Origin of the sequence: Altibacter sp. (assembly GCF_019913785.1) — a bacterium.
Lineage (GTDB): Bacteria > Bacteroidota > Bacteroidia > Flavobacteriales > Flavobacteriaceae > Altibacter.
The window spans coordinates 1-12313 of sequence record NZ_JAIOHK010000025.1; the positions used below are offsets into that span (position 1 = coordinate 1).

Consider the following 12313-nt stretch of genomic DNA (forward strand, 5'->3'; position numbering starts at 1 on the left):
CCGTTGCAAGTAATATCGGTATGTATCTACGAATTCAATAATTTAATATAAAAGATTTAAGTTTTAGATTTATTAATAAAACATATACTTCAATTCATCACTGCCAATAAATACTTTTGTAATTGTAAGTGATTTTACATATATTAATATGCTTTTTAAAATTAAATGCTAATAATTTAATAACGATGAAAGCTCTTCATTTAAATATTTTTATTTTTTTATTACTTATCGGAACCTTACCATCGAACGCACAGTCGCTTCGTTTTTTGGATGTCGTTCAAAAACCAAGTCAAGATGTTGCAGTTGATGCGCAGATTAATGAACGCGGAGGATACATTTCTTTTGATCGCGCCTATCGAAGTGGGTGCATTGGGGCTTATAAGGTAAAAGTTACCTTTTCTAAATCTCTCAATACACTGCTGCCAGGAGAAACCTTTCAAGCAACTCTTTCTTGTGAGAATTGTAATACACCATGCGGTTATAAGTGGAGCATCGTTGAACTATTCGGTGCCAGCAGTATTAGGTCTATTGAACAATACCCAAACTATATTTATAATGAGAATATCGAGTTTGTTAGCAGTTCTAACGGATCCTCGGGCGTCGCAGATTGGCAGGCAGGTAGGCAAAATAACATCATTACTTTAAAGTACAATCCTAAAAAAGAAGTCCCTTTGACCGGAATTAAAATTGTTGCAGCTAATTATCACGAGATTTTTATCGTTTTTGCCACTGGAAGCAATGTTTCTAATACCACTTCAACTAATACAGAAAAACCCAACTTGAGTTGTGACTGGAGTTCGAGTTATGGCGACATCCATTGGAATGAAGGATATTATAGTACGACGACAAAAAAAATTTCGGGGCGATTATTCCAACGGAATGGCACATGGTTTTATGAAGGCACATGGTCTGAGATTAATATTGTAAAAAGTACGGGGAAGGTGTTTTTTGAATTTACCTCACCAACTGAATTCAAGGGATATTGGACAGAAGATGGAAGCTCAGCACAAGGCAATTGGACAGGATCAGGAAATTGTCTTCTGCAAATCAAACATTAAATCATTGCCAAGATAAAGCCCTAACAGTATAACTAGAAATTTAAGTTTGATTTAAATCTTTCAAAAATCTACTACTTGCAACAACGTATTTAATTTATACCTTTAACCTGTAGACGTATTTTAGGACGAGATACTAATGAGAGGAGCAGTAATCAATTGAATGAAATGAATGAAATCAACATCGTAAATCGAGAATTGACTTCTACAGAAATTGAACAAGTGAACTCTGGATTTGATAATCTTTCAATTGAAGAAGGAATAGAATTAGAAAGTACTGAACGAATGAGTTTTGTGGCACTAAATGAAGACAGACTTGTTGGATGTTCTTCAGGTTTGGCTCATAAGAATGGAGGAAAATATTCAGGTTGGTTCTTCCTAACCGATCTATTTATCGAGAAGGAATTTAGAAATAAAGGGATTGGTTCTGACCTTTTAAAGGAACTGGAAGAATTGATTAGAACGGTGGGAGTTAAAAACATCTGGCTCTGGACTTCTGGACCTTCTACGCTTCGATTTTATTATAGACATGGTTACACGCAATTCGTGGAAATGGAAAACTGGTATTCAGACGGTAGTAGCCGAATTGGATTAAGAAAACCATTAACTTAGCACAACATCGGCTTTAGTGCATTGCTATCTTTAGAACTAACATGAAATCTCGAACAAATTACTTACATTTATCTAACCTCAACATATAATCTAACGGCTTTGCCATTGCCATACACACCGGTAGGCAGGAATGTTAGCTTTAACATCTGGCAAGAATTAAAAAAGAAAGGAAAATGAAAATATTAGCTAATTTTCTATTGGTAGCTTTGATTGCTACAAGTTCAAATATCACTGCACAGAACACACAGCAGAAATCAGAGAACAATGTACAGGAAATCATTAAGTTCATCAACAACAAGGATAGTTTATCATTAAAAAAAGTGATCAATGAACACAATGTAAATTCTTTCGATACGACTGGTGTCAATATGTTAACGCTCGGAGTACTAACAGGTGATTTAAACATCGTTAAAATAATTGGTGATAAAGGAGCAAATCCAAATTTGAAAAACAAAACACAAATGGGGTCAACTCCATTAATGATGGCGAGCAATTCCAAATCATTAGAAATTGCAAAATATCTTATCAAAAAAGGTGCTGATATTAATATACAAGACAATAACGGTGACCCTGTCATCAATTGGTCAGCATATTATGGAAATGTGCCATTTACAAAATTAATGTTGGAAAATGGAGCAAAGACTAATCTAAAAAGCATTCATTCAGATGGCGTTATGGGAGTCGCGCTAAAAGAATGGAAGGATGATGTTGTCAATTTGTTATTAGAACATAACGTATCTGTTCACAAAGTCGATGAGAATTCATTGGACTTAATTAATGCAGTTAAAAACAACGACTTCTCTTTGTTTAAGTCATTACTGAACAAAGATAACATCAATACCAGAGATGGTGCAAGCAATACATTGCTAATGACCGCAGCAAAAAATGGCTATTTTGAAATGGTAACATATTTGATTGCGGAAGGTGCTGATATCAACGCAATAAATTCCGTTGGTCAAACAGCTTTGAACTTGTCTGTTTTTTATGGTAAAAATTCGATAGCAGAATTCCTTATCCAAAATGAAGCTGATGTAAATAAAACGGATAACAGATTCATTCTTACACCCCTTACAGCTGCCATTAGATCTAATAATATGGCGTTGGGTGAAATCTTATTACAAAAAGGAGCCAAAATAAACACCACAGACGGAATAAACAATTTTTCACCTATTATGTGGGCTACTTTATATCAGAACAAGGATTTTGTTTCGCTATTATTACAGTATAATCCAGATTTGTCAATTATAAGTAAATACAATCAAAACGTTTTTGAAATGACTACAGATAAAGAAATTTTAAAAATACTGAAAGACGAATAGCTATTACTAACTAGGGCTATAACTCAGCGAAGCTGAATTATTAAAAGGAAAAATATATTTTTAAATAAACAATAAACCAACTCGGAATGATTTCGACTAGTGGTATCCAATCGCACGGATGATTCTTACACGGCCAAACCACTTCCGATTTACGCACCCAACGCGCTGCTGCCACACCCCGCCGAAATCATAGCCAAACCCGTTAGTTAATTAAACATTAAGATTATGAAAACAAAACTTTTTTATCTAAGTACTATCCTGTTTTTAGGAATTTTAGGTTGTTCAGACTCGTCGTATGATCTCGAACAAAAAAACAAAGAAATTGCAGCAAAAGCCTTTGAGGTTGTTGGAAACGGTAATTTTGAGGAAATTGATAATTATATATCCCAAGACTATAAGCGTTATTGTCAGGCTACACCCAACCTGAAGATTGAATCACTGGATGCCTTTAAGGAGTTCCTTAAAATGGATCGACAGTCGATTCCAGATCAAAAACTTGATGTTAAGATGCTTGTGGCCGAGGGAGATCTGGTTGCCTTTTGGGCTACTTATTCAGGCACTCAAACCGGACAAATGGGACCATTCCCTCCTTCTGGCAAGACAGCCAAACTTGACTTTGCCGGTGTTCATAGAATTGAAAATGGCAAAATTGCTGAAACTTGGGTTACGTGGGATAATATTGCCATCCTGACGCAGCTAGGACATTTTCCTCCACCAGTTCCAGAAAATACGGACGGTGAATAACCCAGCTACGATATTGGCTATAGCTGCAAAGCTGAAAATCGTGCTAAAACAACGCTATCTCGCCAAAACAAAGAACTAAGGTTATAACAAAATCACGAAAGCGGCTTGGCCATTGCCTACCCTACCAGTATAAGGAGCTGTTGGCAACAAGCTGAAAAAATCCAATTTAATATGAAAATTGAATTTAAAGAAGAACAAAAATTCACACAGTGGTGGCTGTGGATAGTATTAATCGGAATTGGAATTTTACCAATTTTTGGAATGTATAAGCAACTAATTCTTGGCGAAAAATTTGGTGATAATCCAATGTCCGATTTTGGACTTATTATTTTTTGTGTTATTATTTTTGGTGTGATAGCTTTGTTCTGGTTTATGCGATTGAAAACCGAAATTGACGAAAATGAAATCCGAATGAAGTTCTTCCCATTTGTTAAAAAGAAAGTCCATTGGAAAGAAATTAAAAGTGTTGAAATTGTGAATTATGGATTTGTAGGTTATGGAATCAGAATTGGAAGTAAATATGGAACTGTTTACAATACGAATGGTAATAAAGGGCTTGCAATTGAATTAAAAAATGGAAAGAAGTTTGTCATCGGAACACAAAAAGTAAGTGAACTGAATAAAATAGTGGAAAAAGCCAAAACCTTACAAAATGCATAATTAAACGAGCCGAGACTGCTGTGCTTCATTGAAAACAAATGCTAAATAAAAGCAGATTATGAATGAATTTGAATTTATACTTTTTGTCTCTAATCAAGAAAAAAGCACGAAGTTTTACCAGAATTTACTTCAACAAAAACCTATAATAAATGTCCCTGGAATGACCGAATTTAAACTATCGGAAAACGTAAAACTAGGACTCATGCCCGAAAGTGGAATTGCTAAAATTATTTCTCCACCTTTGCCAAATCCAAAAAATGGAAATGGCATTCCAAGATGTGAATTATATTTTAAAGTAAATAATGCAAATGAATATGTTAAGCGTGGCATTTTGCTCGGAGGAAAAGAAATTAGTAAATTGAAAAATCGTGATTGGGGAGATAAAGTCGGATATATATCCGATTTGGATGGTCACGTAATTGCCTTGGCCGAAACTAATTAATCGGATAATAGAAAACTAAGCAAGAACACATAACAGTATATAGCTACACCTGTCTTATTAAGAATTTGAATTCCTAGAATTTAAAAATATCTTTAACAACAAAAACCAGCGAAACGAACCAAGAAAACTTTTTACGAACCCGTTCTTCATCACAAAGAAAAAGAAGTAGAAAATTTTAAAATGCACATAAATCAAAGATGAACAAACTGCAAGTAGAAATAGGAGAGCAACTTCATACTCGGAAAGCTCGAAGAGTTGAGCAAATTTTAAGAAAAAAAACGGGTGTCGACTATGTGTCTATTTCAGCTTCGGGCATGATGCTTATAGAATGGGACGATAACCTAACAGCTATACCCGATATTACCGAATCCATTAAAAAATTAGGTTTACATATTGTTGGTGTAAAAAATGCACATGAGCCTACGCAGCAGGAAGTCAATGACAGTGGCCTTTCGTTCCTCTACCTTCTTGGCGAAAACACCGAGCTGTACTATGCGATCATTAGTGGTGCCTGTTGGATTTCGGGAGTTGTCTTCTCCTTTACCGTTGCTTTTGAAAATATCGCTACTATATTATTTATTATTGGGGCTATTTTTGGTGGGATATTCACTTTCAGTTCTGCAGGAAAAGATTTATTAAGAGGAAGGTTCGAAATAGATTTTCTGATGCTGTTTGCGGCAATAGGTGCTGCCATTTTAGGTCATTGGGGAGAAAGTGCTTTACTACTCTTCTTGTTTAGTTTGGGACATGCCTTGGAGCAGTATGCCATGAAACGCGCACGGAAATCGATTGCAGCACTTTCCGACTTGGCGCCTCCAACGGCCCTTGTAAAACAAAATGGCGAATTGAAAGAAGTGCATATCGAAGCACTTAAGGTGTGTGATATAATTGTGGTAAGACCGAATTCGACCATAGCTGCCGACGGTGTAGTTACGAATGGAACAAGCCCCGTCAACCAAGCTGCTATAACAGGTGAAAGTATGCCAATTACGAAGCGGCCGAGCCCCAACTGGGAAAATGAAATAGAGATTAAAAAACTGCTTCCGGAATACCGAGTCTTTGCCGGGACAATAAATGGTAACGGAGCACTGGAAATTAAAGTATTAAAAGAAGCAAAGGACAGTACGCTTTCTCGGTTAATTTATTTGGTAAAGGAGGCCGAAACACAAAAATCACCAACACAACACCTCACGGATAAGTTTGAAAAATTCTATGTTCCTGCGGTTTTAATCTCAGTGATCCTGTTATTATTCGCCTTCGTGATTATTGACGAATCCTTTGAGCAGAGCTTTTACAGAGCTATGTCTGTACTTATCGCTGCTTCGCCCTGTGCCTTAGCCATTTCTACCCCGAGTGCGGTATTGGCCGGAATTGCACGCGCAGCGCGTCAAGGGGTACTCATTAAAGGAGGGCGCCCGCTCGAAGACTTAGGAGGAATTAATGCCATTGCTTTCGACAAAACAGGTACGCTAACCGAAGGCAGACCTACCTTGACACATGCTATTCCGTTTGGAACAATTACCAAAACACATCTATTAAAAGTCGCTGTAGCGGTTGAAGCTTTGAGTGATCATCCGTTGGCTGCAGCGATTGTAGCCGGAGGTAGAAAAGAATTGGGAGCTATCAATATTCCTGAAGCGGAAAATTTAAAAGCATTAATCGCAAGGGGCATCCAAGCCGAATGGGATGGGAGCGTCGTTCACATTGGCAACCGTAGGCTTTTTGAGGAGTTGACGGGAGTACCTGTTCCTGAAGATATTGACCTGAAGATGTCTGAATTGGAATCTGATGGACACACCGCCATGATTGTGCATCAAGCCAATGAATACTTGGGGATTATTTCGGCCATGGATGTTGCGCGCCCTGAAGCCATTTCAACGCTAGCCGCTTTGAAAAAAATTGGTATTAAGCGAATGGTAATGCTGACTGGAGATAATCAAAAAGTAGCTGATTCCATTGCCAAAAGTATAGGGATAACCGACCCATTGGGAAGTTTGCTTCCAGAAGATAAAGTAACGGCAATAGAACAATTAAAAGAACAACTAGGCGGCGTAGCAATGGTTGGAGATGGAGTAAATGATGCACCCGCAATGGCAAAAAGCACCGTGGGTATTGCAATGGGGGCCGCAGGTTCCGACGTTGCTCTGGAAACAGCAGATATTGCTTTGATGGCCGATAGATTGGATAATCTCCCCTTCGCTATTGGTTTGAGCAGAAAAGCAAAACTTATCATAAAGCAAAACTTAATAATCAGTTTGGGAATGGTGGCGCTTTTGGTTCCTTTAACGATGATGGGTACAATTGCAATTGGACCAGCTGTAGTGGGTCATGAAGGCTCTACCGTGATCGTTGTACTGAATGCCTTGAGACTGTTGAAATATGAAATGTAAACCCGAAATAACATCTTGATATTATTTGTACATTAGGCTAGCTGAAAAAAAGCAAGGGTAAATCGGCCAAAAAGGTTTTATAAGACCGTTGTACAGCATCCCCGGTACTAAGGAATTGAAACAATTGCGACGCATCAAAGAAAATTTAGAAACGACAAATAGATGCAACGCTAACAACACGGTAAATAGTTCTATAATGAAAGCAACAATATTGCATGTTCAACATCAATATTTCGAAAATAGACGATGGTCGCTAAATATATACACCTCAAAATAATGCAAACAACACCATCCTCCCTATATTCAGAAATAGTATATCTCATCCAGCGTTTAAAACCTGAAACCATCTCGGACGAACGAAAGGCCATTTTACAACCGCTAGCAGATTATGTTCAGTCAAAAGTTTCGACAAATCAAGAGGTTAGAATCCACTTTATTTGCACGCACAATTCGCGAAGAAGCCATTTGTCACAAGTTTGGGCACAGACCTTGGCCTATTATTTCCATATCAAGAATGTGTGCTGCTATTCGGGTGGGACAGAAAGCACTGCGCTATTTCCGATGGTGGTGGAAACCTTACAAAATTCAGGTTTTAAAATCAAAAAACATTCGGAAGGCGACAATCCTATTTATAGTATTAAATATGCCGAAAATGAACATCCCATCATTGGATTTTCGAAAACATTGGGTGACGACTTCAACCCAAAATCTAACTTTGTTGCGATATTGACATGTGATTCGGCAAAGGAAGCCTGTCCCTTTGTTCTAGGGGCCGAACAACGCATTCCAATCACCTTTGAGGACCCAAAAGTATTTGACGGCACACCACAGCAAGCGCAAAAATACCACGAAAGAAGTCTTCAAATCGCAACCGAACTGCTTTATGTATTTGCTCAAATAAATTCTGAAATATGGCCTCAAAAAAGTTAAGCTTTCTCGATAGAAACCTCACTCTTTGGATTTTTGTCGCTATGGCAATTGGCGTAGGAATTGGATATTATATTCCAACATTTCCTAACGTCATAAACTCATTTAGTAGTGGTACAACCAATATTCCCATTGCCATTGGCTTAATTTTAATGATGTATCCTCCCTTGGCCAAAGTCAATTATTCACTCCTGCCAAAGGTGTTTAAAAACACCAAAATCCTATCTATTTCACTACTGCTCAATTGGGTAATTGGCCCCGTTTTAATGTTTGTTTTGGCAATCACTTTTTTACGAGATTACCCCGAATATATGGTAGGACTTATTTTAATTGGACTGGCCCGTTGTATTGCCATGGTTTTGGTTTGGAATGACCTGGCTGAAGGAAGTAGTGAGTACGGTGCAGGTTTGGTAGCGTTAAATAGTATTTTTCAAGTGTTTGCCTACAGTTTTTATGCGTGGATATTTATAACGCTCCTTCCGCCCTATTTCGGATTTGAAGGTGCCATCGTTGATATTTCGATTGCGACGATTGCCGAGAGCGTTGCAATTTATTTAGGCATTCCTTTTTTAATGGGAATTTTAAGTCGACAGTTGCTTGTTAGGCTAAAAGGCGAGGAATGGTATACCAAAAAATTCATCCCAACTATTTCGCCATTGACATTGATCGCACTTTTATTTACGATTGTGGTGATGTTCTCGCTCAAAGGCGAATTAATTGTGGAAATACCAATGGACGTTTTAATTATTGCGGTGCCGCTACTTATCTATTTTACCCTAATGTTTATCATCGGATTTTTCTTTACCAAATCCATGGGTGCTACATACGACAAGACCGCTTCGGTGGCATTTACAGCGGCGGGAAATAATTTTGAACTCGCCATTGCGGTTGCCATTGCGGTTTTCGGACTCAATTCGGGACAGGCATTTGCGGGAGTCATTGGTCCCTTAGTGGAAGTGCCGGCACTAATTTTATTGGTTCGGGTTTCATTTTGGCTGAAGAAAAAATATTACTGAAAAGCAGGGAGATTGTACTTCGATGCCGAATATGCAATACCGTGTTAGGTTGTATTGCTGAAGCATATAAATAAAACATCAAATCATGAAAAAAAATAAGGAATTATCCGTAAAACAAGCTGAATTATTAATTAGCACGTTGCGCGCTCGTTTTGAAAAGCATAGGCACCGTCATGAGGAGCTCAATTGGGGTAACATTCAGTCTCGACTAGAAATGTCGAGTGAAAAATTATGGTCGCTGAACGAAATGGAACAAACCGGTGGTGAGCCAGACGTGGTGGGTTTTGATGAAAACACCGGCGAATACATTTTTTACGATTGCGCCTCTGAAAGCCCAAAAGAAAGACGAAGCCTTTGTTACGACCCCGCTGCGCTCGAATCCAGGAAGAAATTCAAGCCAAAAAATAGCGCGCTAGGAATGGCACAAGACATGGGCATCGAACTTCTTACTGAAAGCGAATATCGCACATTACAAAAACTAGGAAATTTCGATACAAAGACCTCCAGCTGGATAAAAACTCCTGTAGAAATTAGAAAACTTGGAGGGGCCCTATTTGGTGATTTTCGTTTTGGGACCGTTTTTATCTATCACAATGGTGCCGAATCGTACTATGCGGCTAGGGGGTTTCGGGGTGTTTTAAAGGTATAATGAAAAACACATTCTTATTGCTAAAAGAACTAATTAATTCTAATAGATTTCAAAAAAACGCTGTCGCCTTCCGAAGAAAACTCAGTTGTATACCAAAAATTAGAAATAGTTATTGAATTAACTAAAATTTAATAGGACTGAATAACGATTTTTGATTTATTTTTTTAACTTTTGCAACCGCATTCTTAATAATCAAAAAAATTAATTAACCTCAATACAGGGCCGCTATACATTCGGCGGTTCCACTAAATAAACATATATTTCATGAAGAATTTTAGCATTCTTTTAGTATTATTAATGGCTACCACCGCCATTGCTCAACCCGCAGTTCAAGAATCACCTACCTTTGAATATTTGTCCAGCAGGACGGTCAATCTAATGGACAATCCCAATGATTATACAGGATCACCCTATTATAAAGATGAATTCCTAAAGGGAAGTATTTTATCCAATGGAAAAATAATTGCCTTCAATCATGATATACGGTATAATGTTAGTAAGGAAGAATTCGAAATAAAAGATCCTGCAAATAGAAACAGTAAAATTGTTAGAACCTTGCTTAGAAGTCAGGACTTCGAAATTAAGATAGGCAACGAATCCTTTGAATATATCTCTTCTTCTAAAAATGAACTTAGGGGCTATTTTATTGTTTTATTTAAAGGTGAAAAAAAGGCTTTGTATAAAAAAATTACCAAGAAATATTATCCGGCGCAAAAAGCGGAAAATTCCATGTCTAATGATATAGCTGCCATGTACCGCGATCGCGAAGCGATATACTATGTAGATGAAACAGGTATTTTTACGGAAATGTCAACTTCAAAAAGCGGAAAAATAAAAGCCTTCGGAAAATTAAAAAAAGAAGTGAAATCCTATGTCAAAGAACACAATTTGAATCCTAACAAGGAGAAGGATCTAATTCAGGTGGTTTCTCACTTTGACACTTTATAAGAAGTTAATTTATTTTTAATATAGATGCTTGGTTGTAGTGATCAGGCATTTTTTTTGGACATTATATACTTTAAAAAAAATAAAGGGTCCATACGAAATGAGATGTATGTCGAGCATTTTACGGATAAATGCATGGTCAAAACGCGCATCCATGCCTCCTCTTCATAAAATCCTGTAACATTAAATAATTGCTTGCTATGACTTAAAAAAAGTCCGTCCCCAATTGCTTGAGGACGGACTTTTTATAAGATGCTATTTAATGTTTCTTTTTAGGGACACTGAAGGTATTTTAATGTTTACTTTATGTTTCATTAAAACAGCTCTCTATATTATATACAAGTTATAAGGCAAAAACCCTACCAAACTTATCTTTAAAAACGAAGAAAAAAGAAAAAACCCCTGTCTTTATAATAAAGACAGGGGTTTTAAAATTTATTATTTCTATGTTTATTGCTTCACTATACGCTTCACAATACTTGTGGAAGCTGTATTAATTTGAACAAAATACATTCCGGTTGCTAAGGCATCAACAGAGAATTCAGTATTCATACCCGAGTTGGATAAGTCTACTGTTTTAATAATTCTACCATTCACATCTGTAATAACTGCTGAAAGCAATTCGGTTGTCGTACGATTTACCAAGGTCAAACTACCCTGTGTAGGATTTGGATACAAAACAATATAATTGCTCAATTCCGAATCTCCTACTCCAAGTACCTCATCCACGGTAACCTCAAATGTACAGGTAGCATCGTTACCCGCTTCATCTGTTGCTGTCATTGTAATCACAGTTACACCTACGCCCACCATAGTACCGGCAACAGGATCTTGTGTAATTATTGGTGATGTGGTACAGTTATCGGCCGCAGTCGCTAAGGCTGTATAATCTGGTATGGTAAATTGCTCACCCGGATTAACAGTCACTGTCTCATCTGGAGGACATGTAATGGTAGGATCGATACTATCGATACTAGCCGTTGCCGGAGAACGATCTCCTAAACAACCTGAAAACCCTAAATTGATATCTGCATTCGGTACACCAAAATCGGCAGCTTCACAACCTACAGCCCAGTCGGCTGCGCTATCGGTATCGTCGTGTCTTCTAAAAGAATCACCACACGCACTAACGAAGGAAGCTCCTATACCTGTCCAATCCAAATCGGCTCCGGTAACATTAAAGCCATTAATTGTCACATTAAGACCCGAAATAGCAGCAGCACTCCAGTTCCAGAATAGTGAATCTACTACATTTCCTGAAGCATCGATCACAATAACCCATCCGGTTCCTGAAGAACTCCAGAATAAATTATTTCCCCAATACTGTCCAGATCCTGAACTATCATCCCAAAAGACAACTGAGTCGGCTCCCATGGCACCCAACGGCTGCGTAATTGAATTGACGATATTAATATTTGAGTAGTCATCACTTACTGCAACGGTATAGCCGGTATAATCTGCAGCCAAGCCTACGTTCTGTAATTCGAATGTATCTGGAGTATCAATCCTGATTTCAGAAATTTTCAACTGTGATAACGGACCAGGAGGTGTCTC

At 37.7% G+C, this 12313-nt stretch carries 12 protein-coding genes; 11 read left to right on the plus strand and 1 reads right to left on the minus strand.

What is annotated here, in order from left to right; all coding sequences use genetic code 11:
• Positions 1 to 185 precede the first annotated feature (185 nt).
• The 11 genes from K8F54_RS03145 (at position 186) to K8F54_RS03195 (ending at position 10762) form a co-directional block, all read left to right on the plus strand.
• The gene (locus K8F54_RS03145; protein WP_290786878.1) at positions 186 to 1058 is read left to right on the plus strand and encodes a hypothetical protein; all 873 of its coding nucleotides are present in this window, start codon (positions 186 to 188) and stop codon (positions 1056 to 1058) included.
• Positions 1059 to 1223: 165 nt separating this feature from the next.
• Positions 1224 to 1667, plus strand: coding sequence for a GNAT family N-acetyltransferase (locus K8F54_RS03150; RefSeq protein WP_290786881.1), 444 nt, complete (start codon positions 1224 to 1226; stop codon positions 1665 to 1667).
• Positions 1668 to 1840: 173 nt separating this feature from the next.
• Complete coding sequence (locus tag K8F54_RS03155; protein ID WP_290786884.1) at positions 1841 to 2986, plus strand: ankyrin repeat domain-containing protein; 1146 nt, start codon at positions 1841 to 1843, stop codon at positions 2984 to 2986.
• Between the two features lie 225 nt (positions 2987 to 3211).
• Positions 3212 to 3730 carry an ester cyclase gene (locus K8F54_RS03160; RefSeq protein WP_290786887.1) on the plus strand — a complete coding sequence of 173 codons (519 nt, stop codon included), beginning with the start codon at positions 3212 to 3214 and terminating at the stop codon, positions 3728 to 3730.
• A gap of 171 nt (positions 3731 to 3901) precedes the next feature.
• Positions 3902 to 4390 (plus strand): hypothetical protein, encoded by a 489-nt coding sequence (locus K8F54_RS03165; protein ID WP_290786890.1) that lies wholly within the window; start codon positions 3902 to 3904, stop codon positions 4388 to 4390.
• 58 nt (positions 4391 to 4448) lie between these two features.
• Positions 4449 to 4832 (plus strand): lactoylglutathione lyase, encoded by a 384-nt coding sequence (locus K8F54_RS03170; RefSeq protein ID WP_290786893.1) that lies wholly within the window; start codon positions 4449 to 4451, stop codon positions 4830 to 4832.
• 197 nt (positions 4833 to 5029) lie between these two features.
• Positions 5030 to 7222 (plus strand): heavy metal translocating P-type ATPase, encoded by a 2193-nt coding sequence (locus K8F54_RS03175; RefSeq protein WP_290786897.1) that lies wholly within the window; start codon positions 5030 to 5032, stop codon positions 7220 to 7222.
• A 276-nt stretch (positions 7223 to 7498) separates the two neighbouring features.
• A complete protein-coding gene (locus K8F54_RS03180) occupies positions 7499 to 8152 on the plus strand; it encodes a protein-tyrosine-phosphatase (RefSeq protein ID WP_290786900.1) in 654 nt (217 codons plus the stop codon).
• The gene (gene arsB, locus K8F54_RS03185) at positions 8134 to 9165 is read left to right on the plus strand and encodes an ACR3 family arsenite efflux transporter (RefSeq protein WP_290786903.1); all 1032 of its coding nucleotides are present in this window, start codon (positions 8134 to 8136) and stop codon (positions 9163 to 9165) included. Before K8F54_RS03180 ends, arsB begins: the two co-directional genes overlap by 19 nt.
• An 85-nt stretch (positions 9166 to 9250) precedes the next feature.
• On the plus strand, positions 9251 to 9814 hold the full coding sequence (locus tag K8F54_RS03190) for a DUF4256 domain-containing protein (protein WP_290786906.1): 564 nt from the start codon (positions 9251 to 9253) through the stop codon (positions 9812 to 9814).
• Positions 9815 to 10078: 264 nt separating this feature from the next.
• Complete coding sequence (locus tag K8F54_RS03195) at positions 10079 to 10762, plus strand: hypothetical protein (protein WP_290786909.1); 684 nt, start codon at positions 10079 to 10081, stop codon at positions 10760 to 10762.
• Positions 10763 to 11209: 447 nt separating this feature from the next.
• Here K8F54_RS03195 and K8F54_RS03200 read toward each other — a convergent pair.
• On the minus strand, positions 11210 to 12313 hold a 1104-nt coding region (locus K8F54_RS03200; protein WP_290786912.1), incomplete at its 5' end, for a T9SS type A sorting domain-containing protein.